Raw genomic sequence first — 25,198 nt, 5'->3', positions numbered from 1 at the left:
GATGCATAGGAGCAGGTAATGAATTTTTTGCGTATGAGTGAGTTGAACTTAACGGATAAAGTGGTCTTGATTCGAGAAGATTTAAATGTGCCTATTAAGGACGGTAAGGTCACGAGCGATGCGCGCTTGCAAGCCAGTCTTCCTACCATCAAAATGGCGCTCGAAAAAGGCGCTGCCGTAATTGTTTGCTCACATTTAGGCCGCCCAACAGAAGGCAGTCCTGAAACTGTATATTCATTGGCACCAGTTGCTGACTATTTGACGGACAAATTAAGCTCGCAATTATCGACACCTGTACGTCTTAATAGTGATTACCTTACCCAAGGTGCCAATGTAAAATCTGGCGAAGTGGTTCTATTAGAAAATGTACGCTTCAATGACGGTGAAAAGAAAAACGATGCCACGCTAGCGAAAAAATACGCTGATTTGTGCGATGTGTTTGTGATGGATGCTTTTGGTACAGCGCACCGTGCACAGGCATCAACAGAGGGTGTTACGCAAGCGATGCGTCAAGCAGATAAAACTGTGTGTGCAGGGCCATTGTTAGCTGCTGAGCTTGATGCTTTGAGCCTAGCACTTGAAACACCAGCACAGCCAATGCTTGCTATCGTTGGTGGGTCAAAAGTGTCTACCAAATTAGAAGTGCTACACAGCTTGGCTGAAGTTTGCACGCAAATTATCGTTGGTGGCGGTATTGCTAATACTTTCTTGGCAGCACAAGGTCACAGTGTTGGTGCCTCATTGTACGAAGCAGATTTGCTCGATACTGCACGTGATATTATGACCAAGACTGAAATTCTACTGCCTGAGTACGTCGTAGTCGCTGATAAAAACGACATCGATTTCGCTGACTTTACTGGCTCATTGCAAAGGGCTACCGCAACGATCAAATCAGTTGATGCGATCGGTGACAATGACATGATATTGGACATCGCGCCAGAAAGCGCAAAACAACTTGCTAATGCCATTATTAATGCAAAAACTATCTTGTGGAATGGTCCAGTGGGTGTCTTCGAAGTCGATGCTTTCGGGCAAGGCACACAGATATTAGCTACTGCTGTAAGAGACAGCGATGGTTTCTCTATCGCGGGCGGCGGTGATACATTAGCGGCTATCGATAAATATCAAGTTGCTGAAGGCGTGAGCTATATGTCAACAGGTGGCGGTGCGTTTTTAGAGTTTGTTGAAGGTAAAGTACTTCCAGCAGTTGCTGCACTGCAAATAGATGCATAACTAATTAACGATACTCTGTAGCTTAGTAACATTAGACGTACAACTAACTTTAAATAACTAAGGTAGTCTGTAAAAATAATATTTTGGCTGTTGATTTGCTTATTTTTATTGATATAAATAAGCGCAATAGCCATCGATTATTATTAAGCAGTAATTATTTATTTATATACTGAAAATTATTATTGCATGTCTGATTCGCACTCTATAAAATAGCGCGACCATGTATTTTGACATGCATTATTTACGAGAGGTTTATTATGTTAAAACGTCATTTATTACTTGCTAGCGTACTTGCTGGTACCTTTGCAATCACTGCATGTAGCCAACAAACAGAAGAAAACACTGAAGCTGCTGTTGAATCTGCTGGCGATGATGCTGCTGCAAACGCTGATGCTGCTGCCGCTGAAACAGACGCTGCTGCTGCTGAAGCTGAAGCTGCTGCTCAAGACGCTGGTACTGAAGTTGCCGAAGGCGCTGACACTGCTGGTGCAGCTGCGACAGACGCTCTAGAAAACACTGGCGATGCTATTGCTGAAAGCACCAACACAGCGGTTGAAAATACTGCTGAAGCTGTTGCTGATGGCGCTAACGCTGTTGCTGATGGCGCAAATGATGTTGCAGTTGATGCAGAGCAACAGTACTAAGCTACGCGATAACTAAGCACTATAATGACTGTTTTACTGGGAGTCTATCGATTGATAGATAATCATCGGTAAATAATATCTAGGAATGGTCATTGCTTTATAAGCCTCGAAATACTAGAAAAGCCTTGGTGATTGCCAAGGCTTTTTGCGTTATATGCCATTGTGGCAGTTTATAGATTAATAGTTTATAACAGTTAAACTGACATCAAGAGACGGTATAGACTGACAAATAGTCGGTCAACCGCTACGAAGACAGAACAATTTTTGCTATAATCACCGCGTGGTAATCATATCCAATATCATTCAAACCTTTACTAGCCTATATACGGTCAGTATGGTCGAATATACAGTGAAATGATTGCTATCAAGCTGTTTTTTAAAATACTATTCAAAATCTAATCAGAGAGCGTCTTATGGCCCTAATATCCTTACGTCAACTTCTAGATCATGCCGCTGAACACAGTTATGGTGTTCCTGCCTTTAACGTCAATAACTTAGAGCAAATGCGTGCAATCATGATGGCTGCGGATGCTTGTGATTCACCTGTTATTGTCCAAGCCAGTGCAGGCGCACGTAACTATGCAGGGTCAGCATTTTTGCGTCATTTGATTATCGCTGCGATCGAAGAATGGCCACATATTCCAGTAGTAATGCATCAAGATCACGGTATGTCACCAGCTATCTGCCAACGCTCAATCCAATTAGGTTTCTCATCAGTGATGATGGACGGCTCACTTGGTGAAGATGGCAAAACGCCAATGGACTACGATTACAATGCTAGCGTTACGCGTGAAGTTGTTAAGATGGCACATGCTTGCGGTGTCTCTGTAGAAGGCGAAATCGGTTGCCTAGGTAGTCTGGAAACTGGTATGGCTGGTGAAGAAGATGGCTCTGGCGCTGAAGGCGTATTGGATCATGAGCAGCTTTTGACCAGTGCTGATGAAGCTGAGCAGTTTGTAAAAGATACCAATGTCGATGCGTTGGCGATTGCTATCGGTACTAGCCATGGTGCCTATAAGTTCACACGTCCACCGACAGGCGATATCTTGTCTATTGAGCGCGTAAAAGAGGTTCATGCCCGTATTCCTAACACGCATTTGGTCATGCATGGTTCTTCATCAGTGCCACAAGAATGGCTGAAAGTTATTAATGAAAATGGCGGTGATATTGGCGAAACTTATGGCGTGCCAGTTGAGCAAATTGTTGAAGCGATCAAACATGGTGTGCGCAAAGTAAACATCGATACGGATTTACGTCTGGCATCAACTGGTGCTATCCGTGAATTCCTTGCAAAAAATCCAAGTGAATTCGATCCACGTAAATACTTTAAAGCGTCTATGGTAGCGATGTCAGATATCTGTACCAATCGTTTTGAAGCGTTCGGCTCTGCAGGTCAAGCACATAAAATTCGCCCAACCAGTCTTGAAGGTATGGTGAGTTTTTATCAATAAGGTTGTGCTGTAGAACGTAGTTGTTAATCATAAAATAGCAGCTGATTTTATAATATTCCACATAAGAGGTCATAAGTAATGATTGGATTGATTACCGGACAGGTGCAGTACTTGATGGCACCGACGGCTTGTATCATGACGACCTCGGGTGTGGGTTATGATATCGAACTGCCATTACCTTCATTTTGCCAGTTACAGCTGAATGAACAAGCCAGCATTTGGACACACTTCCATGTTCGCGAAGATGCCCAATTGCTATACGGTTTTATCGATCGAAAAGAACGTGATGTCTTTCGCCAGTTAATTAAAATTAACGGGGTGGGGGCAAAAATGGCCTTGGCAATGCTGTCTGCAATGTCAGCAGCTGAGCTAAAGATGCATGTCGAGCAAGAGTCGGAGACGGCGTTGACTCGTATCCCAGGCATCGGTAAAAAGACCGCGCAACGCTTATTGATTGAGCTCAAAGACAAGCTAAAGAATATCGACGTTGATAGTGGTGCGTTTGAATTGACGCCTCAAGAAACTACGATTTCTCACGAAGGTAGTATCATCGCTGAAGTAGAAGGCGCGTTGATTAGCTTGGGCTACAAAGAAAAAGAAGCTCAGCTAGCGATTAAAGCTGCTAAGAGTAAAGGAGATACTTTTGCTGATACTCAAGGCTTGTTAAAAGCCACTTTACAGCAGTTATCTGGCTTTTAATTTATATTAACTAGCCGTCTATCAATGACAACCACATAATGTATTAAATTAATAAGCGACATTGAATGTCGCTTATTTTCGTTTTAGTGCTCGCTTAATGAGGTTTTGCATGACTTATGCGCAGCGTTTGGTTATGCTATTTGTTAACTAATTTTTTAATATAATGATAAATTCTATGACGCAAGATCGCTTAATTAATCCGCTAGAAGGTGCAAGTGACGCTCCTGATGCCAATATCCGACCAGCATTATTGGCTGAGTATATTGGTCAGCCGGTGGTACGTGAGCAGATGGAAGTGTTCATCGGTGCTGCTCGTGGCCGTGACGAAGCGCTAGATCACACACTTATATTTGGTCCACCGGGTCTGGGCAAGACAACCCTCGCTAATATTATCGCTCGTGAAATGGGTGGCAATTTGCGTTCTACTTCAGGGCCTGTGCTTGAGCGTCCAGGAGATTTGGCAGCCATGCTGACCAATCTAGAAGCAGGTGATGTGCTGTTTATTGATGAAATTCACCGTTTAAGCTCGGTCATTGAAGAAATCCTTTATCCAGCGATGGAAGATTTCCAATTGGACATTATGATTGGTGAAGGGCCTGCTGCGCGTTCTATCAAGCTTGATTTGCCGCCGTTTACTTTAGTAGCAGCAACGACGAGAGCAGGACTGCTAACCTCACCACTGCGTGACCGTTTTGGTATTGTACAGCGCCTTGAGTTTTATAATATTGCAGACCTAACGACGATTGTCAGTCGAGCAGCACGTCTAATGCGTGTACCAATGAGCGAAGACGGCGCTGTAGAGATTGCGCGCCGTGCACGCGGTACACCAAGGATTGCTAACCGCCTATTACGCCGTGTGCGTGACTATGCCGAGGTAAGAGGTGACGGTAGTATTAATGGTGCGATTGCAGGTAGCGCGCTAGATATGTTGGCAGTGGATAGACGCGGTCTTGATCATCTAGACAGACGCTATATCGAAATATTGCACGAGCGATTTGATGGTGGTCCTGCTGGTGTTGAAGCAGTGGCAGCAGCGATGGCTGAAGACCGTGGTACGCTCGAAGATGTGATTGAGCCGTATCTGATTCAACAAGGTTATGTGCTGCGTACCGCTCGTGGACGGGTGCTAACACAGATGGCAATTGATCAAATGCTATAAAGATAAATATTAAAAAAGCGCCTACTTTTGATTGAAAGTAGGCGTATTTTTTTGGCTATTGCTTTGGTTTTAGTATGGTCTTAGTTTTTCTAATAGTATTAGGAAATAGATAAAGCCTCAGGCCATATTTTCCCTGGGTTAAGGATGTTTTTAGGATCGAGGGCTGCCTTGATAGCTTCCATAAGTATCAGCGCATTACCATGTTCTTGCTGCATATATTTTTGTTTGCCTTGTCCGATCCCGTGTTCACCCGTACAAGTACCGTCCATCTCGATAGCCCGCGTGGCGAGACGACCGATAATACCCTCAGCAGTAGCTACCTCTTCAGGATTATTGGTATCGACCAATAATAAAACATGAAAGTTACCGTCGCCTACATGACCCACAATTGGTCCAATCATCCCTGATGCTTCAATATCTTTTGCAGTGGCGCTGACACATTCTGCCAAGCGCGAAATAGGTACGCAAGCGTCAGTCGATAGGGCGCTTGTCTCAGGACGTAACGCACAGCTAGCATGATAAGCATTGTGTCTTGCCTGCCAGAGACGTTTACGCTCAGCTTCATTGGTATCCCAAGCAAAATCACGACCATCAAACTCTTCGATAATATCAGCAAACATTTGCGCCTGTTCAGCAACGCTTGCTTCTGTACCGTGAAATTCGACGAATAGCGTAGGCGTTTCGGTTAAATCGAGATTGGCATGTTGATTACATGCTTTGATTTGCATTGCATCAAGCAGCTCGATACGAGCAATAGGTAAGCACATTTGAATGGTTAGCATTACTGCCTGGCAAGCATCTTCAATGGTTGAAAAATGACAAATGCCGCTGCCTATACACTCGCTAATACCAAATAGTTTCAGCGTGACTTCAGTGACAATACCAAGGGTGCCTTCTGAGCCTATCATCAAGCGTGTCAAATCATAACCGGCCGCAGACTTCTTAGCGCGTGTGCCTGTTCGTATGATATTGCCACTTGCGGTCACTACTTCTAATGCGAGTACCACATCTTTCATAGTGCCATAACGCACCGCATTAGTACCTGAGGCACGAGTGGCGACCATGCCGCCAATACTGGCATTAGCACCGGGGTCTATCGGAAAAAATAGTCCTGTATCGCGCAAATAATGGTTTAACTGCTCACGCGTCACGCCAGGCTGAACGGTAACGGTCAAATCTTCATTATTGACCTGTAAAATAGCGTCCATCGCATGCATATCGATGCACAGTCCACCATAGGGAGCATTTAATTGTCCTTCCAAAGAAGAACCGATACCAAAAGCAATCACTGGCATCTGATACCGATGGCAAATCTCAACAGCCGCAGCTACTTCCTGTTTGTCCTGTACTGTTAATACTGCATCTGGCGGCTGATTGGCTAACCAGGTCATGGTATGGCCATGCTGCTCACGCACTGTAGCGTTCAAACTCAGTTGCTTGCCAAAACGTTCTTGCAAAGCTGTGATAGCCTCACTATAGTCTGGTTTACTAGTGTTATGGGTCTGTGACAGTGGTAGCGCTGACATGAGGGTTCCTATAGATAACGAGAATATTTAGCATTAACTTAGCATATTCAATATCCATTTGATATGCTTTGTTGACAGACATTTGTTCTATTATAACTAAGTTAGGATGCGCCAAACAACTACCAAGACCGCCAGTATATAAAATATAGGTGATAGCCAGCCGATAACTTGCGTAGCGATAGCGATAAATATAGCAAACCCTGCAAGTGCCAACCAATCACGACGACGGTCGTTTAGCATGTCAGCGCGAATTTGCTGTATTTCGCGTAGTTGACTGTCCTGACGCGAGCCCTGTGAGGCAAGGCTTTGTAGTCCTTGATCTAATAGTTTAGGAATATCGGTAGTAGACAGGAGTATTTCAGGCAGTTGTTGGCGCAGTTGCTGTAGATTACGCATAGGATCTAACTGCTCTTTAATCCAGCTGCTTAGAATTGGCTTGGCAAGTGACCAAATATCAAGGTCAGGATATAAATCACGACCGAGTCCTTCCACATGGACCAAGGTTTTTAGCAGAAGCATTAGCTGCGGCGGGATGCTCATATGATGTCTACGTGCAATGTCCAAAATCTGCATCAGTACGCCAGCAAAGTCGATATCATCGATTGATTTTTGTAGCATAGGGCCGACAGTACGTTTCATATCACGCATCAGGGCATGCTTATCGGCATTTGGTGGTATCCAACCTGCACGACTGACGATATCAACAACAGCGGTAAAGTTATTGTTCATTACGGCAAGTAACATCCGCGCCACGATGAGCTGATCGTCTTTTGATAAAGTGCCCATGATGGCGCAATCAAGCCCGATATAACGTGGTTCATGACCTAAATCAACTGCTGCCATACCTGCATGTAAGGTTTGCACAGGTGGCGTCTCTACGAACACATTGCCTGGATGCATATCAGCATGAAAGAAGTTATCACGGAAGACCTGGGTAAAAAATATCGTTAAGCCTTTTTCTGCAAGCGCCGCACGGTCATAGCCTAACTGATCAAACATCTCAACTTGTGAGATAGGGACACCTTGGATACGCTCCATGACCATCACGTTTTTGGCAGCATCATAAACTTCAGGCACATACATCAATGCCGAACCCAAGAAGTTGTTGCGCATCTGAGTAGTATTATCAGCCTCAAGCGTCAAATCAAGCTCATTGAGCATGACTTGCCGATAGTCTTCGACAATATCAATGATATGAACGGCACGTGCCGCTTCAATCCGTGCAGATGCCCAACTTGCCAATTCTCGCAGTAGTTCAAAGTCAGAGACAATCACAGTGCGAATATCAGGGCGAACCACTTTTACCACGACTTCACGCCCATCATGTAGGGCAGCCGTGTGTACTTGGGCAATAGAAGCGGCCGCTAGCGGTTTAATATCGAACCGGGCAAACAGCGTTTCAATCGACTGACCAAGACCATGTTTAGGATGTTGAATTTGGGCGACAGCAATATCAGCGTCAAAAGGCTTAACTTTGTCCTGCAACTGAACCAATTGAGCGATAATCTCAGGCGGCACCAAGTCGCGACGCGTTGAGAGTAACTGGCCAAGTTTCAAGAACAGCGTGCCCATATCCTCAAGCGCATACTTAATCGCATTTGGTTGGTGCTTTTTACCCCATGCTGCTGGATGCATGCGAATTAATCGCGCCAAAGGCTGCAGCTGCGGTGCTTCTTCGGTAGAAAAATGGGTATCAAGGCGATACATTGCGGCGATACGCCAAAGCTCAAGTAGACGAGCGCGGTGCGATAATAGCATGAGGTTAGGTACTCTAAACAAAGACGAAAATGGGGTAAGCGCTGTGCTTAATCATAAATAGTGCCATCGGTAATAGCGTTTATTTATGATTGATGCAATCGGCTATTGATGAAACGAGTTATTAAGAAACTGTGCTTGCTCTTCTTTGATAGCAGCAAGTTTGGCTTCTTCCCGTTCGATGTCAGCACGTAATTTTAACAGTTGCTGTTTCAGATCATTTACTTCTGCCACCTTGATAGGATCAGGTGTGCTATTGCCAGCCACTTCATTGGCCCAATCACTAACGTCATCCAAAGCACGTTTGGCACTATGACGCCAGCTACCTTTGAGCTGAGAGATAAGAAGGTGTAATTGGCTAGCCATTGGTTTACCAATAAATGGTTCAAGCTGTCCAGCCACGTCAGGATCAAATCCTGCAACCAGTTGTTTGAGCTGCATTAGCACTTTGTAATCGCCAGCGATTGGCAGGTTACCTTCAGCGCCACGCATCAGATTAAGCAGTTGAGCGGCATTGTCTACGGTGATGGTACAGTCTGGACGACTATGACCAAAACGTGCGCGCTCCATGCTGGCTTTTTGGCGCTCATTCATCTGGCCATTTGGCTCAAATACGCTCTCTGTCGTGACCGGCTCAAAGCGCAAACGCTCATGAGTGAACAAGATATCTAAATGAATCTCAGGCAGTCCCATATTAAGACGTAACACCTTACCTGCAAGCGGCGCTAAACCTGCTTTGGTAATCTCATCACTAGCAATGGCAATGTTAATTAGCTTTTCGGCTCCAGCTAATAGAAGGACAGTCAGCATAAGGCTCTCGCATCGGTAAGTGAGCGCCTTTGCATTAGCTGCATCAGCGCATAGTATGTTCGTGTTAGGTTCAATAGGGTCTGTTAAACGTAATGGTCTTGCCAATCGTAATTTAGCGTTACGCTTTAAATCCGCGATGGACAGCCACGATGCCAGCAGTCAAGTTATGATAATCGCAGTTCTCAAACCCAGCTTGTTGCATCATTTGCTTGAGTGTCTGCTGATCAGGGTGCATACGAATTGACTCAGCCAAGTACTGATAACTTTCAGCATCATTAGCAATTAGCTTACCCATCACTGGCAATGCAGTAAATGAATACAAATCATAAGCCTTAGATAATGGCTCAAATACTGGCTTTGAGAATTCTAAAATCAATAGACGACCGCCTGGCTTCAGGACGCGATACATAGACTTTAGCGCGGCATCTTTGTCTGTGACGTTACGCAGACCAAAGCTAATGGTGACCAAATCAAAGCTTTCGTCATCAAAAGGAGCTAATGTCTCAGCGTTTGCTAATACAAAATCAACGTTATTACAGCCTGCATTGATCAGGCGCTCACGACCGACTTCCAGCATCGCAGCATTGATATCAGATAGTACCACGTGGCCATTTCTACCAACTTCACGGCTAAATACTTTAGCCAAATCACCCGTACCACCCGCAATATCAAGGACATGCTGACCAGCGCGCACGCCCGATAAACTAATCGCATAGCGCTTCCATAGACGATGAATACCGAATGACATCAAGTCATTCATGATGTCGTATTTTTTGGCAACAGAAGTGAATACGTCAGCCACACGTGCTTGTTTTTCTGCTTTATTGACTGTCTTATAGCCAAAATGCGTCTGCTCATTACCATCTGTTTCAGGCGTGTGCGGATTATTGATGTCATCACGCTGATTGAACAGTGTCTGTTTTATCGTTTGCTCTGAAGGGTTTGTACGAGTCGTTTTGTCGTTGTTTGGCATAGTGGTTTGTTGGCCTTGCGGCGTCCCAGTTGGTAGATCTTGAACTTTAGTAAAGTCGCTATTGTCATCACTAGCAACGCTATTATTCTTGCTCGGCACGACATTGGTTGTTTGGTTGCGTAATATCTGCGCGCTAATCTGCTGATTATGAGCAATACTGTCTTTTACCAGTTTGTCTTGCAAATGACCATTGGTCGTTGTGGCTTGATTAGAAAGGGCGCTGCTATCTTTTGAATTATCAGTCATCATGTTGTCCTAGAATTTATTTTTATGATTGTCTTTATCGGAGGAAATCGTTAAATAGTAAGCGTCAATTAGCTATTTAGCATATTGACCTTATGATACACCAAACGCTACTGGCTTACTGCCATTATCCGTATCATGAACCTGATCGATAATGGACAGTTCACGCTCGCAGAACGGCTCAATAAAATCGCTGACGCTGCTCAAAGGTTTCATGGCCTTAAAGCCTGTATCAATAAAATCATAAAGCGGCTGGTAACCATGACGATAGGCTGTGCTTTTTGCTAGTGCAAAGGCTTTTTTGAGCATAAACGAATTTAGATGTTTGTCCGTGCGATAGCAGACGTCTTTTAGATTGGCAATCTGAACTCGGCGCTCGTCTTCTTCATCGACAGTACGATAGGCGGCTAGCATATTCTCTTCATTCACTGGTAAATCCTGAGCGAGTAACCACTGGGCTAAATGCAGATCTAGCTCAATAGCAAAAATCGCTGCTTGGATGCCCATGCTACCAGCCTCTAGGGCTGACTCTTTAGCAAGCCGTTCTAGCTTTTTCGCTTTTGGCAAGATACGTGCCAACTGCTCTGCTAATAATTTGAACTCTTCGCCGCCATACAGTTGGGTGAGAAAGTAATCTGCCATTAACTGGTTTTTGGGTTGTTCAAATAGCTCGCGATGCGTTTGCTGGAGACGTACTTGTTGCCATGATTGTACTTCTTTGAGCTTAGCATTTAATTCATCATCTTGGTGATGAGGCATCGCCCAAAAACGTGTCAAATGCTGTTGTAAATCAGCTAAAGCGGTCATGGCAGTGAATCCTGTAGAAGTAAATAGGGTAATCAAATTTGAGTATGGTTGTTTTAAATATGGTGGTTCAGGGTTATGAGTTTTTCAACAACTGTTCTATCCTATACTCAAAATTGTGTTCACCTTAAAAGAAAATAATTAAGAATACAAATACCAATCTGTTACACAGCAATATTATTTACTCGATTGGCGCAGTGCTATGATTAAATGAGATAAAAATGAGCGATGAGATAGAAATGTTAAGAGTTATCCTATTAATAGCTATTCCATAAGTCACTCAACGGTAAAGCAGTCCAATAACAATAATAGCGAGTGTAATCATGTCTAAAAAAAATGATACTACTGAACCAAAAGCACCACAAGCGGTAAGTACACAATTTAGTGAGCAAGTTGTGGAGCAGCGTCTAAAGCCCAATCCTTTAAGTCAGTTTTCACTGGATGAGGATTCGCTTAGATTGGCATTGGTAACAGCTCAGTATGCTTTAAAAGCCACTCGCCAGCAAACGCCGCCGACCCTCAATAAACCAACAGGTCTGTTAGTACTAGTTAATGGGATGGAGCAGGCGGGTAAAGGTACCGCCGTTAAGCAGTTACGGCAGTGGGTAGATCCAAGGCTGCTTAAAGTTGAGGCCACTATTGGTCATTCGCCATTGAACTATCAACCTATTTGGCAAGCGCATACTAGCGCCATGCCACGCCATGGTGATGTCATGGTATATTTTGGCAACTGGTATGCTGATTTATTATATAACGTCATGCGACTAGCGACATCAGATAGTGTAAACCTTGAAGCATTATCAAATAATAAAGGTCAAACAGATAAAAATCCGCTTCCTATTGCTCAGTGGCAAGATTATCTACAGCAGCAATTAGACACACTAAAAGCATTTGAAGACGATCTCATTGCCAATCAAACCAAATTATTAAAATGTTGGTTTCATGTTGATATCGAAACGTTGCACAGTCGCTTAAAAGATGATGAGGCAGATCCTCAGTTTTTGTATCAAATTGACTGGAATAGTAAGCAAGTCATCGAGAAGTTTAATGAAGTGGCTGCGACCTTGCTGCGTCAACAGGATGACTGGGTCATCATTGATGGTGATGATAAGTTAGAGGCCGCTGATAACTTTTGTCATTTGGTGCTACACGCTATGCAAACCGCGCTGGCGAGTAGTCAGACAGATAGCAATGACAATGAAGTATCAGCAAATGATCCCCAGTTTGAGACATTGAAACTTAGCTCAGATACCAAACAAAAACAGTTTGAACCTGTACCGATACCTAAGCAACTGACATCTATTAAAGATCAAAAAATCAGTAAGTCCGACTATCGTGAGGCATTGGCGGAGAAGCAAGCAAGGCTCGCTGAATTGCTACGTGCACGCCAAGGTCGGCATGTGGTGTTTGCTTTTGAAGGAATAGACGCTGCTGGCAAGGGCGGTGCAATAAAAAGATTGGTCGCACCGCTAGATCCCCGCGAGTATCAAATCTATAATATTGGCGCGCCGATGTTGTATGAGACTCAGCATCCTTACTTGTGGCGTTTCTGGACGAGATTGCCTGATGAGCAAACGAATCGTATTAGCCGTATCGCTATTTTCGATCGTACTTGGTATGGGCGTGTGTTGGTTGAGCGCATCGAAGGATTTGCGTCTCCTAATGAATGGCAACGAGCATACGATGAAATCAATCGTTTCGAGGCAGACTTGGCAGCAGCAGGAACGTTGGTTATCAAATATTGGTTAGCGATTGATAAAAAAGAGCAACTTAAACGGTTTGAAGATCGTCTAGAAACACCGCATAAGCAGTTTAAACTAACGGATGATGACTGGCGTAACCGTGATAAATGGTCAGACTATGTGCAGTCTGCAGCAGATATGCTGGCACGTACAGATACAACGACAGCGCCATGGTGTGTCATTGCGACCAACGAAAAGCGTCAGGCGCGTTTAGACGTGTTAGATCATGCTATTGAGCAGTTGTCGGCAATCACCAAAAGCAAGTAGTTGTTAAAGATGCCTGAAGTTTAAGGGCTCTTATAGGCTCATATAATTGTATTTCCTAAGTAAGATGGCTCAAAACATATTCGAGCCATCCTGTCTTTTACAGAGTGTGGTCTTGTCCGTATACACTTGCAGTTACAAATCTCGCAATATCATCATGCATTATGTGCTCATATTTAATATAATAGAGCGCAAAACAGCTTCTGCTAAATAATAATTTTAATTTAGCAAACAACGTATTTTGGTTATTTAGTATAGATAACTTAATAATTACGACAAAAATTGTTACAATAGCTGTTAGTAGTACCACAAATATCGCTAAGAAATATATAAGCCGCAAGATGCTGTAATCAGACGATTTGGCAACATTACTTGCGGCTTTGTGACATGTTGAAGGATGTACTTCTCCTTTCATTATAGTCGGTTTAAGACCTTCTAACCGCATGTTATATATTTTCTATTGCTACTTCATTAGATGCTGCGACAAGCACTGTGAGTAGCAGCGCAGTATTATCAACCTCATATAATTTTAATCAGCTTACGCAGGACGTACTAACGTATGGGTATTAGCAGCAGTTCTACAGAGTCAGTCAAGCCAGTTGGCTCTATGAGAATAAATCTATTTTTTGCCATTTTACTGATTGCGATGACTTCCTACTTTTTGTGGTGGGGTTTAGATTACACCATGCGTCAGCAAACGACGCTATTCATCGTGGCGACCGCTTTTGGTGTCTTTATGGCATTCAATATCGGTGGTAACGATGTCGCCAACTCATTTGGTACTTCGGTGGGTGCAGGGACATTGACTATCCCGCAAGCATTGGGTATTGCCGCGATATTTGAAGTATCGGGGGCAGTCCTTGCAGGCGGGGAGGTTACTGATACGATTCGAAGCGGCATCGTCGATCTAGATGGTCTATCAGTGACGCCCAATCAGTTCATTTATGTCATGCTCTCCGCATTGGTTGCAGCAGCATTTTGGCTGTTATTTGCGACCAAAAAAGGTCTGCCTGTTTCGACCACTCACTCCATTATTGGCGGTGTGATTGGTAGCTCCATTGTTTTAGGTATCACGTTAGGTGGTACGGACATGGCGCTATCAACAGTAGACTGGGGAACAGTTGGAACCATCGCTATTTCTTGGGTGTTGTCGCCGCTACTAGGTGGCGTGTTGTCTTATCTTTTATATGGACAAATCAAGAAAAACATCATTGAATATAACGATAAAACCGAAGCTTATATTGCGACGCTAAAAGGCAATAAAAAAGTCTTAAAGCAAAATCATAAAGAGTTTTTGGATGGTTTGACAGAGTCTGAGCAATTGGCCTATACGTCAGCGATGTTACGTGATCAGGAAATCTATAAAGATGACGATTGTAACGTTGAAGATTTAGAAACTGATTACTACAAAAAGCTTTATGATATTGAGAATGAGCGTAGTAGCCTTGATACTCTAAAAGCACTTAAGCAATGGGTACCTATCATTGCTGCCGCAGGTGGTGCGGTGATGACTTCTCTAGTCGTCTTTAAAGGTCTTAAAAATGTTAATAGCGGCCTGACCACACTACAGGGCTTCTTGATTATGGGTATGATAGCGGCGCTAGTATGGTTAGCGACCTACATCTATACCAAGAGTATCCGCGGTAAGCACAAAGAAGATTTGACCAAAGCGACATTCATTATGTTTAGCTGGATGCAGGTCTTTACCGCGTCAGCTTTTGCCTTTAGTCATGGTTCAAACGATATTGCCAACGCGGTTGGTCCTTTTGCCGCCATTATGGATGTGATTCGTACTAATAGTATCGCTACTGAAGCTGCTGTACCACCTGCTGTCATGCTGACTTTTGGTGTCGCACTAATCGTTGGTCTTTGGTTCATTGGTAAAGAAGTTATTCAAACCGTTGGTACCAATCTAGCGAAAATGCATCCAGCTTCAGGATTCTCAGCTGAGCTGGCTGCTGCGGCGGTTGTGATGGGCGCATCGACTATGGGTCTGCCTGTATCAAGTACTCACACGCTAGTAGGCGCGGTATTAGGTATCGGTATCGTCAACAGAGATACTAACTGGAAGCTTATGAAACCGATTGGCTTGGCTTGGATTGTGACGCTGCCTGCAGCGGCTACTATGTCTGCCATCAGTTATCTTGTATTGAGCAACATTTTTTAATGCGCTGTTTTTATCAATGAATTATCATAATTGAGTTTGAATAACTAGGTTTAACGCAATAAAAAACGCTTATCAGCATCATGCCGATAAGCGTTTTTTAATGATATATAACGATTTACTCGGTACCAAATTGCTTACGTTTTTTGGCAAAAAATCTGTCCAATCTATCCATCGCATTTTCTAGGTCAAGCAAGTTAGGTAAGAACACCAGACGGAAATGGTCGGGTCTATCCCAGTTAAACCCAGTACCTTGAACCATCAGTACGTTTTCTTCAACGAGCAAGTCCATCATAAAATCCATATCATCGGTGATAGGGTAAACCTCTGGATCCATTTTTGGAAAACAGTAAAACGCGCCTTGAGGCATGGTACAAGAAATGCCTTTAATAGCATTAAGACGTGAGACTGCCATTTCACGTTGCTTATATAGGCGACCTTTTTCAGAAGTCAGGTCTTGCATGCTCTGATGCCCACCCATCGCTGTTTGAATAGCATACTGTCCTTGCACGTTAGAGCAAAGACGCATAGATGCGAGCATATCTAAGCCTTCAATAAAGTCAGCTGCGTGCTGTTTACGACCCGATACCATCATCCAACCTGAGCGAAAGCCTGCAATACGATGTGACTTTGACAAGCCATTGTAAGAAAGTACCAGCACGTCATCAGTTAGAGTGCTCATTGGGGTATGTATATTATTATCATAGAGAATACGATCGTAAATCTCATCAGCCATGATAATTAAATCATGCTCTTTAGCGACTTCGATGATCTGCTTTAATAACTCATCACTATAAAGGGAGCCTGTCGGGTTATTTGGGTTAATAACCACGATGCCCTTTGTTTTGCTCGTAATTTTAGACTTAATGTCTTCAATATCAGGATGCCAGTTGTCTTTTTCATTGCAGCGATAGTGCACAGCAGTACCGCCAGCGAGATTAGCAGCAGCAGTCCAAAGCGGGTAGTCTGGCATTGGAATTAGGACTTCATCACCGTCATTCATCAACGCCTGCATGGTCATGACAATAAGCTCAGAAACCCCATTGCCCAAATACACATCACGCACATCAACAGCCGACAGCAACCCCTTTGATTGGTAATATTGCAAAATGGCTTTACGCGCTGAGAAAATCCCCTGCGAGTCTGAATAGCCAGTCGCCTCAGATAAGTTCATAGCGACATCGCGCAAAATCTCATGCGGTGCTTCTAAACCAAAAGGCGCTGGATTACCCACGTTTAGTTTTAATATGCGTTTGCCTTCTGCTTCCATCTTATTGGCAGTCTGCAATAGAGGACCACGAATGTCATAGCAAACGTTTTGTAATTTATCAGATTTTTTTATGGTGTTCATAGCATGACCGTTTTTCGGATTGGTTGTCGAATTGGTTTTTGAGTCTTTACCAGCAGGATAAGGTGTCGTCGATTGAGCGACAGTCGCTCTAATATCTGACTGGGTGTAGGAAATCGTATCCATCTCTTGATGTTCACTGCACTCTATAGATGATGTCGATTCATCTGCATCAATAGCTTCATTGTTGAGGTCGCCGCGCAACAGATATCCCTCACTACAGCCCAAAATACGCGCGAGCGTAGGCAGCTTGGATGAGACAATGCCATTGGTACCGCGCTCCCAGTTTGATATAGCACCACGACTCACCTTTGCACCAGCGGCTGTCATGGCTTGTGCTAGCTGCTCAGCAGTAAATCCTTTGTCACGGCGCAACTGTACCAGTCGTTCCGCTTGCGTACTTTTGCTATTGTCGTTAGACATTGTTATTTGAGCCTTTATTAACCAGTAGTTATTCAGTGTAGAGGTATATTAAACATTTTAGTCAAACACTAATGCAAGATATTATTGCATTGATAATTAATTTGCAAATGATTTTACAATCGGTTCAATTAGTATTTGCAAGTATATCTTGCAATTGACATTTGGCTTATATTTATATGGCTTTAAATCTCTTATGTAGACTATAAAATGTATAGGTATCAAAATTACATCTTTACCCATCATTATCTAAAATTAATTTGCTATATTTGACTCAGTTAATCTCCTCAATCATGTTGTCTATCTCCCAATATAAAGAGTGCTTTTCTTATATATGCCTTGAATAGTGTGCCGATAACCAACAGATAGAGCACGTCGTTCTCATAATCAAATGGCGATAAAATAGTTACCGAGATTAGATAATAAATACTCGAATAAGGATAAATTATGCAAGACAACCAACTAAGCAAAGAAGAGATCAGCCAGTTGACTGAAGCTGACTGGAAAGAGCGTTTAACCGCTGATGAGTATCATATTATGCGTGAGAAGGGCACTGAACGCCCATTTACAGGTGTATATAATGATGCGACCGACGATGGCGTTTACCGCTGTAAGGGCTGCGGTGCAAGCTTATTTGACTCAAGCAATAAATTTGATGCTAGCTGTGGCTGGCCAAGTTTTGACCAAGGTATCGATAACAGTGCGATTGAAGAGCACGTCGATAACTCGCTAGGCATGACTCGCACCGAAGTCACTTGCAGCAACTGCGGCGCACATTTGGGCCATGTATTCCCTGATGGTCCTACCGAGACAACAGGCATGCGCTATTGCATTAACTCAGTATCTATCGATTTAGATAAGTCTGAGAAGTAAGTAGTATAAGTAGTATTAGAAACGTGAAAGGGAAGTACAAGGTGCTTCCTTTTCAATAGTTTTATTAGGTGTATGATAGAAAAAGAAGTAGTGCATAGACACTCAAAACAATAAAAACCTCAATTTAAGGATAAATGATGAGTACAATTTATGATTTTACGGCTGAGCGCATGGATGGTAGCTCGCAAGCGTTTTCAGATTACCAAGATAAAGTATTATTAATCGTCAATACTGCAAGCAAATGTGGATTTACGCCGCAGTTTGAAGGCTTAGAGTCGCTATATCAACAATATAAAGATCAAGGACTGGTCATCGTCGGCTTTCCTTGTAATCAATTTGGTAGCCAAGACCCAGGTAGCAATGACGAAATTGGTGCGTTTTGCCAAAAGAACTATGGTGTCAGTTTTCCAATGATGGCAAAGACTGATGTCAATGGCGCAGATGCTCATCCTATCTATCAATGGCTCAAAGAACAAAAGGGTGGTGTGCTGACAGATGGTATCAAGTGGAATTTCACCAAGTTCCTAGTCGATAGTAAAGGTCAGGTGATTGACCGCTATGCACCAACGACCAAGCCAGAAGCCATCAAAAACGACATCGAGCAAGCACTGGCTAATAAATAGGCATTAAATTTAAAAAATATTGATTTTGTATGAAAATATAAAATCAATAAAAACAAATGCTTGCTAGATATTCTAATAAAAATCGAAAAAATATCTAAAAAAGTGGTAAATACTGTTTGACACCCAACAGTAAATCTATATAATACACACCCACAGCAACGGAGCTTAGTGACAAACTTAAGAGCTCAGTTGATGTTGAATAAATTGCCTAGCGATTGTTCGAAGGGTGATTAGCTCAGTTGGTAGAGCGTCTGCCTTACACGCAGAATGTCGGCGGTTCGAATCCGTCATCACCCACCACTTCTTAGCAAGTGGCTAAACAAGCTAAGAGACCTAAGCAGCGGTAGTTCAGTTGGTTAGAATACCGGCCTGTCACGCCGGGGGTCGCGGGTTCGAGTCCCGTCCGCTGCGCCATATTTAAAACGAATTTAGACTTTCGAGTTTAAGCAAGTTTCGCCTCAAGCATTAGATTGTTTGAGGTTTTTTTGTGTTTGGGTGTTTAAATTAAGCTCTGCCTTAAGTAATAAAATAAATTCACTTATCATTCTAATGACAAATTTTTCAAAAATGCTTCTCTGACATTTTTTGGTATTCGACTAGGACAGATAAAGTCTTCCCCCGCTTTTTTGGCGAACTTTAGTCCTTGTTCACGATTTGGTGCGTTACTTTCGCCTTCCACATCATAGATAATATGGCTTTCGACATCTGTTACCCCGCAGTATGAGAAAATACCAAGATCAATTTGAGTATGCATAGCATGTTCATAATTATACTTATCGTAGGTTGCCTTTTTTGAACCACCGACACCAATTAAAATTGTTGGTATATTTGTCAAAAGGCCATCCAATGGCGCTTTACCGCGATCTTCAACACCTGAACCATATTGATATGCCCAGCCACCAGTGAAGACGCGTTCAATCCAGCCCTTCATTAATGCAGGCATACTCCACCAGTAAACGGGAAAAATAAAAGCAAGTTGATCTGCTTTAGCAACTCTTTGGTGCATTTCTCTTATCTCATCAGGCAGCTCGCCACCCCAAAAACAAGCATGATCTGCTTCAGTAAATCGAGGATCGAACCCTTCGGCATGCAGATCTAATATATCTACCGAGTGACCTGCGTCGATGATAGGTTTGTGAAAAGCCTCCATGACTGCTGCTGGATACTTGTCTCTAAATGGATGGGAAAAAACGGTCAATATATTCATATGATTGCCTCTTACAGTACGGTTGATAGAGAGATAATAAATCCTGTAACAAAAATTTATTTAGTGATTATCCATCACTACGCTTGATAATAATGGATGTATTAAAAAAGTAGAACGTTCGCTCTACTTGAAATAGTATAGAGAACGTTCTACATTGTCAACTATGAATAAAACACAGAAAAAAATCGCAGCAGGTCTTGAAAAAGCATTTGCCCAAAGTGGATTCACCGAATTGGGTGTCGATCAATTACGTGATTCGGCACAGGTGAGCCTGCGGACCCTCTACAAATATTGTCCTTCAAAAGAAGACATGATCATAATGGCACTTGAGAATCGTCATACACGATATCTCAGTTATATTTTTGAGGATTTACCTGACAATACTGAAAATATATCAAACGTCATATTTGATAGAGTCGGGAGGTGGATGTTTGAAAATGTATCGCAGGGATGTCTTTTTCATAGCGCCGTTGCTTCATATCCTCATAGCGAGCCTATCCGCAAGGTTATGGAACAGCATAAAAAAGAAGTCGCCGATAAAATGGCTGAGACGACAAATCTCCTAGATAGAAGAGATCATTTGTTATTGATACATGAGGGTGTTGTTCAAAGTTGGCCGATATTAGGATCAAAGGCTGTTATGACTGCTAAATGTCTCTTGGTATCTCTGCTAGAAAGTCATCCAGCAATGGAAGATGACAAATTGCTATAGTGTACGGTTCTAAGTTTTATCTTTGTTATTTACCTAAAGGATCACGAATATTGGAGTAACTAGTTTTACACATGATATATATCTAATCTTATTGGCTTGGTCTATTTAGTAAACTCTGATGTTGGCAGCGGTTCTAATTAATTGGTATATCTGTGCGTGTAACAAAGTGACATGTGGCTAAGGAATAAGTTTTGGGTGATAGTAAAAAATTAGATGTTGATATTGGACAAGATCATATTGTGATACAGCGGCGCTATGATGCCTTGGGCGCGGTAAATGACTTACTTATCGCTATTTGGTTTCTGATCGGTAGCTTTTTCTTTTTAAAAGAATCACTGACAACGGACGGTACTTGGCTATTTATCCTTGGTAGTGCGCAGTTGCTTATAAAGCCACTGATCAAGCTGGTCAGCTTAATTCATGTCGGTAGGGTATACAAACGATCAAGTCAGCGATAAGTTATAGCGTTAGGTAGTACCTCGCTTGTTATAACCCATAAGCTTTAACTATAAATACAATCAATTTATCCAGTATCACTCCCAAGGACAATAGTCATTATTGCTAGAAGTAATTTGGTTCATTGAACGATGGTGAGTGATCTCTGATACTCTTAAAAGACAAAAATTTCATCCAAAAACCATTGAGTTATTTCCATATGTCTATATTATTGGACATATGGAAATAACTACTGCTACTGCAAGCTTTGCTGCACTCTCTCAAGACACTCGTTTAAAGGCTTTTAGGTTGCTGGTCAGCCACGAGCCTGAAGGTCTCCCTGCCGGTGAAATAGCCCGTCAGCTTGGTGTGCCGCACAACACGATGTCAGCGCATCTAGCGGTGCTGGCACGAGCAGGGTGGGTGGTCTCACAACGACAAAGCCGGCAAATTATCTATCGTGCTTCGCTATCACATATGGAAAACGTCATTCAGTTCCTGTTGCAAGATTGCTGTGCGGGACATCCAGAATTATGTGCGTCACTCATGGATAGCCTGAGTGGCTGCAAAGTAAATGAGTCTACTGAGCAAAGTAATGATTAAACCAATTATCATTTCAATAAATACATAAAATAGGTGTAAACACTATGAAGCCATTAATCTTTCATAATCCTAAATGCGGAACCTCTCGTAACACGCTTGCCATTATTAAATCATCAGGTGAAGAACCAGAAGTGGTGGAATATCTGAACAATCCACCAACCCGCGACCGTTTAGTGGAGCTGTTGGCACAAATGCAGATTTCGCCTAGAGAGCTGTTAAGAAGTAAAGAAGCTATCAATGATGAGCTTGGTCTAGATAATCCTGAGTTGTCTGACGATCAAATTATCGATGCCATGATTGCGCATCCTATTTTAATCAACCGTCCTATCGTAGTGACGGATAAAGGCGCTGCTCTATGTCGTCCGTCAGAGCGTGTGTTTGAATTGCTAGCCAATCCAGTAAGTAGCTTCACAAAAGAAGACGGCGAGGTTGTTACTCATGACAAACACTGAGGTTGACCAAGCATTGGAAGCCGAATCTACTGTTTTGCCAGAATTTAGCTTAGACGACTTACCCAATATTGATATAGATAATCTTCAGCCTATCGATATTGAGTCTTTGGTTGCGCCAAATGACTCACGTCATCCGCCAAGAATACTAGTGCTATACGGTTCTGTCCGTGCGCGCTCATTTTCTAGATTGGCCGCTGAAGAGTCGAGCCGGTTGCTACGTTGGTATGGTTGTGAAGTAAAAATGTTTGATCCATCCGGCTTGCCGTTGCCTGACGATGTAGACTCAGACCATCCTAAAGTGCAAGAGTTACGGGAGCTGGCGCAGTGGTCAGAAGGCATGCTGTGGGTGAGTCCAGAGCGTCACGGCAGTATTACCAGTATCATGAAAGCGCAAATCGACTGGATACCGCTGTCACTAGGTGGCGTACGTCCAACTCAAGGTAAAACACTAGCACTGATGCAAGTCAGCGGTGGTAGTCAGAGCTTCAATACAGTTAATCAAATGCGTATTCTTGGGCGCTGGATGCGGATGATTACTATCCCCAACCAATCTTCGATACCCAAAGCATTTTTAGAGTTCAACGACGACAATCGCATGGATATGTCTCCGTTATATCTGCGTCTTGTCGATGTCTGTGAGGAGTTAGTGAAGTTTACTTGGCTTACACGCGGACGTTCAGATTATCTCACTGATCGCTATTCAGAGCGCGTTGAGAGTGCTGAAGAACTATCGAGCCGCGTCAATCAAAAATCGATCTAACCCCCTAATCGATCTAATTCCCTATATTAAATCGGCTGAATAAAGTCAGCTTAAGTAAGGTCGTACAATGCTTGCATTTGCTATTTTTGTGGTCACTTTAGTCTTAGTTATCTGGCAACCTAAAGGATTGGGTATCGGCTGGAGCGCCATGGGTGGTGCCTTAGTAGCGTTAGCGCTTGGCGTCGTGCAGCTATCAGATGTGGGTATTGTCTGGGATATTGTCTGGGATGCTACCTTTACTTTTGTGGCGCTGATTATCATCTCGCTTATCTTAGATCGGGCAGGGTTTTTTGGCTGGGCCGCATTGCATGTGGCACGCCTTGGCAATGGGCAAGGGCGCTTGTTGTTTCCGATGATTGTCGTGCTCGGCGCCTTTATTTCTGCATTTTTTGCCAATGATGGTGCAGCGCTACTACTGACTCCGATTGTCATCGCTATCTTGCTACGTCTGAAATTTTCGCCACCATCAGCGTTAGCGTTTATTATAGCAACTGGTTTTATCGCTGATACGGCAAGTCTGCCATTGGTCACCTCAAATTTAGTCAACATTGTCAGTGCCAATTATTTTGACATAGGCTTTGGTCGTTATGCGGCGGTGATGGTACCGGTCAATATAGTGTCTGTATTAGCGACGCTACTGGTGTTGTGGGTTGTATATGCACGTCATATTCCAAAAACCTACTCGACTGGCGAGCTAAGCGCTCCAGAGTCTGCTATTACCGATCCATTGGTGTTCCGAGCTGCTTTTCCATTATTAGGTTTGCTACTGGTCGCCTATTTTGCGACTGAGCCGTTGGGGCTGTCTATTTCGCTGGTCACGGGCATCGCTGCTGTTGCACTGATGGCAATCGCTGGTCGTATATGGCAAGGCGGTCGCGGTGCGGTGGTCTCGGTGAGCGATGTAGTACGTAAAGCGCCTTGGCAAATCGTACTATTTTCAATCGGTATGTATCTAGTGGTATACGGTCTGGGTAATGCAGGTCTCACTGCCTATGGGGCGCAAGTACTCAACTGGTTGGGTCAACAAGGCGCAGTCATTGCTACCGTTGGAACTGGGTTCTTGTCCGCTATAGTCGCTTCTGTTATGAATAATATGCCAGCAACCTTAGTCGGCGCGCTTGCGATTGATCAAGCACAAGTACCTGCTGCAACGCGAGAGCTAATGATTTATGCCAATGTCATTGGTAATGATTTGGGCCCTAAATTTACGCCGATTGGTAGTCTGGCTACTTTACTATGGTTACATGTGTTGGCAGAAAAGGACTACAAAATCAGCTGGGGGCAGTACATAAAGATTGGTCTACTGATCACGCCGCCTGTGTTGTTAGTGACATTGTTAGCATTGGTTGTTTGGTTGCCTATGCTGCCAAGCTAATCAAAGCATTAGCAAGCCCGCTTTACTAGGGCGCTAATTTGATAAGCGTATCGATGTTCAGCTTTGTTTGGACATGATAAGGTCTAAATGCGATCCGTGTTTTACCTAAAATGAGGGTATAAAATGACAATGCTTACTGTGAACATCATTATCAAACCTCGTCAGTATTTGCTAATGCCAATCCGCGGGGCAGCTGTATTGGTTACTGCGCTTCTATTGTCGGCATGCGCAGAGTCTGATAATACTGATGACGTAAGTATCAATACCAGTGCTAAAGACGCAAACGTTGAAGCGGTAGTAGAACCTACAGCAGCGCCGCAAGCGAGCCAGACTGGTATCCTAAACAATGTATCTGCAACCGTCTATAAAGATGCTAATTGCGGCTGCTGTAAAGAGTGGATAGATCATGTACAGACGCACGGACTGGTCTCGACAGCCCAGCATCCAGCTGATTTATCATTGATCAAAGACCGCTATAGCGTGCCTGATGAGATGCGCTCTTGTCACACGGCAGTCACGACCGAAGGCTACATCTTTGAAGGCCATGTCCCGGCGAAGTATGTAGCAGAGTTTTTGCAGAACCCACCAGAGCAGGCTATCGGACTCGCTGTACCTAGCATGCCAGTCGGTAGCCCAGGTATGGAGTATCGAGACCAGTTCTCACCTTATCAAATTATGCAAATAAATAAGGACGGTACAAATCAAGTATATGCAGATATCGAGTCCATCGCTCAGCAGCTATAATTTGCTGACGATATTATTGAGGCACAAAAATGTGAGCTAAAAGAAATGCAGGCACTTATCGAAGCGTTGGAATAAGTGCAGAGTTTCCATATAGTAGCCATAAAAAAACCCCCATCAAACTGATGGGGGTTTTGGCAAATGCCATAATTGAATCAAAGTTGACTCAAGAAATTTACTAC

At 43.3% G+C, this 25,198-nt stretch carries 22 protein-coding genes, 2 tRNA genes and 2 pseudogenes; 18 read left to right on the top strand and 8 right to left on the bottom strand.

Annotated elements, in window-relative coordinates:
* Window positions 1–18: 18 nt before the first annotated feature.
* From ACQKCP_RS05815 to ruvB, 5 genes are all read left to right on the top strand, one after another.
* The gene (locus ACQKCP_RS05815) at window positions 19–1,233 is read left to right on the top strand and encodes a phosphoglycerate kinase (RefSeq protein WP_427611616.1); all 1,215 of its coding nucleotides are present in this window, start codon (window positions 19–21) and stop codon (window positions 1,231–1,233) included.
* A gap of 257 nt (window positions 1,234–1,490) precedes the next feature.
* Entirely contained in the window at window positions 1,491–1,877 is a 387-nt protein-coding gene (locus ACQKCP_RS05810) for a hypothetical protein (RefSeq protein ID WP_201567361.1), read from the top strand.
* Between the two features lie 413 nt (window positions 1,878–2,290).
* Window positions 2,291–3,328: a class II fructose-bisphosphate aldolase gene (fba, locus tag ACQKCP_RS05805; protein WP_427611615.1), complete on the top strand. Its 1,038-nt coding sequence runs from the start codon at window positions 2,291–2,293 to the stop codon at window positions 3,326–3,328.
* 78 nt (window positions 3,329–3,406) lie between these two features.
* Entirely contained in the window at window positions 3,407–4,027 is a 621-nt protein-coding gene (gene ruvA / locus ACQKCP_RS05800; RefSeq protein ID WP_201548844.1) for a Holliday junction branch migration protein RuvA, read from the top strand.
* A gap of 175 nt (window positions 4,028–4,202) precedes the next feature.
* On the top strand, window positions 4,203–5,186 hold the full coding sequence (gene ruvB / locus ACQKCP_RS05795; RefSeq protein ID WP_057760949.1) for a Holliday junction branch migration DNA helicase RuvB: 984 nt from the start codon (window positions 4,203–4,205) through the stop codon (window positions 5,184–5,186).
* A gap of 98 nt (window positions 5,187–5,284) precedes the next feature.
* Here ruvB and ACQKCP_RS05790 read toward each other — a convergent pair whose 3' ends face one another.
* The 5 genes from ACQKCP_RS05790 to ACQKCP_RS05770 form a co-directional block, all read right to left on the bottom strand.
* On the bottom strand, window positions 5,285–6,712 hold the full coding sequence (locus ACQKCP_RS05790; RefSeq protein ID WP_427611614.1) for an FAD-binding oxidoreductase: 1,428 nt from the start codon (window positions 6,710–6,712) through the stop codon (window positions 5,285–5,287).
* A gap of 96 nt (window positions 6,713–6,808) precedes the next feature.
* A complete protein-coding gene (locus ACQKCP_RS05785) occupies window positions 6,809–8,470 on the bottom strand; it encodes an ABC1 kinase family protein (protein WP_427611613.1) in 1,662 nt (553 codons plus the stop codon).
* Window positions 8,471–8,572: 102 nt separating this feature from the next.
* Complete coding sequence (locus ACQKCP_RS05780) at window positions 8,573–9,277, bottom strand: ubiquinone biosynthesis accessory factor UbiJ (RefSeq protein ID WP_427611612.1); 705 nt, start codon at window positions 9,275–9,277, stop codon at window positions 8,573–8,575.
* Window positions 9,278–9,395: 118 nt separating this feature from the next.
* The gene (gene ubiE / locus ACQKCP_RS05775) at window positions 9,396–10,496 is read right to left on the bottom strand and encodes a bifunctional demethylmenaquinone methyltransferase/2-methoxy-6-polyprenyl-1,4-benzoquinol methylase UbiE (protein WP_427611611.1); all 1,101 of its coding nucleotides are present in this window, start codon (window positions 10,494–10,496) and stop codon (window positions 9,396–9,398) included.
* A gap of 90 nt (window positions 10,497–10,586) precedes the next feature.
* Complete coding sequence (locus ACQKCP_RS05770) at window positions 10,587–11,300, bottom strand: FFLEELY motif protein (RefSeq protein WP_427611610.1); 714 nt, start codon at window positions 11,298–11,300, stop codon at window positions 10,587–10,589.
* Between the two features lie 320 nt (window positions 11,301–11,620).
* Between ACQKCP_RS05770 and ACQKCP_RS05765 the strand changes: the two genes are divergently transcribed.
* Window positions 11,621–13,306, top strand: a complete 1,686-nt coding sequence (locus ACQKCP_RS05765; RefSeq protein WP_427611609.1) for an ATPase — start codon at window positions 11,621–11,623, stop codon at window positions 13,304–13,306.
* Window positions 13,307–13,862: 556 nt separating this feature from the next.
* Window positions 13,863–15,470, top strand: a complete 1,608-nt coding sequence (locus ACQKCP_RS05760; RefSeq protein ID WP_290176460.1) for an inorganic phosphate transporter — start codon at window positions 13,863–13,865, stop codon at window positions 15,468–15,470.
* A gap of 115 nt (window positions 15,471–15,585) precedes the next feature.
* Here the strand turns inward: ACQKCP_RS05760 and ACQKCP_RS05755 are convergent.
* Both ACQKCP_RS05755 and ACQKCP_RS05750 read right to left on the bottom strand, forming a co-directional pair.
* A pseudogene (locus tag ACQKCP_RS05755) lies at window positions 15,586–16,950 on the bottom strand (aminotransferase class I/II-fold pyridoxal phosphate-dependent enzyme); the annotation flags it as partial.
* A 53-nt stretch (window positions 16,951–17,003) separates the two neighbouring features.
* Window positions 17,004–17,238: pseudogene (locus ACQKCP_RS05750) on the bottom strand (helix-turn-helix domain-containing protein); the annotation flags it as partial.
* A gap of 444 nt (window positions 17,239–17,682) precedes the next feature.
* Here ACQKCP_RS05750 and msrB point away from each other — a divergent pair.
* The 4 genes from msrB (at window position 17,683) to ACQKCP_RS05730 (ending at window position 19,145) form a co-directional block, all read left to right on the top strand.
* The gene (gene msrB / locus ACQKCP_RS05745; protein WP_057760931.1) at window positions 17,683–18,108 is read left to right on the top strand and encodes a peptide-methionine (R)-S-oxide reductase MsrB; all 426 of its coding nucleotides are present in this window, start codon (window positions 17,683–17,685) and stop codon (window positions 18,106–18,108) included.
* A 137-nt stretch (window positions 18,109–18,245) separates the two neighbouring features.
* Window positions 18,246–18,731, top strand: a complete 486-nt coding sequence (locus ACQKCP_RS05740; RefSeq protein ID WP_160020834.1) for a glutathione peroxidase — start codon at window positions 18,246–18,248, stop codon at window positions 18,729–18,731.
* Between the two features lie 224 nt (window positions 18,732–18,955).
* Window positions 18,956–19,031 (top strand) — tRNA-Val (locus tag ACQKCP_RS05735).
* A gap of 37 nt (window positions 19,032–19,068) precedes the next feature.
* Window positions 19,069–19,145: transfer RNA gene (locus ACQKCP_RS05730), tRNA-Asp, on the top strand.
* A gap of 127 nt (window positions 19,146–19,272) precedes the next feature.
* On the opposite strand, the gene ACQKCP_RS05725 is transcribed toward ACQKCP_RS05730, so the two are convergent.
* Entirely contained in the window at window positions 19,273–19,938 is a 666-nt protein-coding gene (locus tag ACQKCP_RS05725; RefSeq protein ID WP_427611608.1) for an NAD(P)H-dependent oxidoreductase, read from the bottom strand.
* A gap of 163 nt (window positions 19,939–20,101) precedes the next feature.
* On the opposite strand from ACQKCP_RS05725, the gene ACQKCP_RS05720 reads away from it, so the two are divergent.
* The 7 genes from ACQKCP_RS05720 (at window position 20,102) to ACQKCP_RS05690 (ending at window position 25,019) form a co-directional block, all read left to right on the top strand.
* A complete protein-coding gene (locus ACQKCP_RS05720; protein WP_427611607.1) occupies window positions 20,102–20,650 on the top strand; it encodes a TetR/AcrR family transcriptional regulator in 549 nt (182 codons plus the stop codon).
* 191 nt (window positions 20,651–20,841) lie between these two features.
* Window positions 20,842–21,108, top strand: coding sequence for a YrhK family protein (locus ACQKCP_RS05715; protein WP_347163400.1), 267 nt, complete (start codon window positions 20,842–20,844; stop codon window positions 21,106–21,108).
* Between the two features lie 217 nt (window positions 21,109–21,325).
* Window positions 21,326–21,688, top strand: a complete 363-nt coding sequence (locus ACQKCP_RS05710) for an ArsR/SmtB family transcription factor (protein ID WP_427611606.1) — start codon at window positions 21,326–21,328, stop codon at window positions 21,686–21,688.
* A 44-nt stretch (window positions 21,689–21,732) separates the two neighbouring features.
* A complete protein-coding gene (gene arsC, locus ACQKCP_RS05705; RefSeq protein WP_427611605.1) occupies window positions 21,733–22,140 on the top strand; it encodes an arsenate reductase (glutaredoxin) in 408 nt (135 codons plus the stop codon).
* A complete protein-coding gene (gene arsH, locus ACQKCP_RS05700; protein WP_427611604.1) occupies window positions 22,127–22,900 on the top strand; it encodes an arsenical resistance protein ArsH in 774 nt (257 codons plus the stop codon). The genes arsC and arsH overlap by 14 nt, the downstream gene beginning before the upstream one ends.
* Window positions 22,901–22,967: 67 nt before the next feature.
* Window positions 22,968–24,275, top strand: a complete 1,308-nt coding sequence (locus ACQKCP_RS05695; RefSeq protein ID WP_427611603.1) for an arsenic transporter — start codon at window positions 22,968–22,970, stop codon at window positions 24,273–24,275.
* Between the two features lie 123 nt (window positions 24,276–24,398).
* Window positions 24,399–25,019, top strand: a complete 621-nt coding sequence (locus ACQKCP_RS05690) for a DUF411 domain-containing protein (RefSeq protein ID WP_427611602.1) — start codon at window positions 24,399–24,401, stop codon at window positions 25,017–25,019.
* Window positions 25,020–25,198: the final 179 nt, after the last annotated feature.

The sequence above is a fragment of the Psychrobacter sp. NPDC078631 genome (assembly GCF_050268165.1).
Lineage (GTDB): Bacteria > Pseudomonadota > Gammaproteobacteria > Pseudomonadales > Moraxellaceae > Psychrobacter.
The sequence above is the reverse complement of the archived record's forward strand: the minus strand, read 5'-3'. Positions and strand labels throughout refer to the sequence as shown.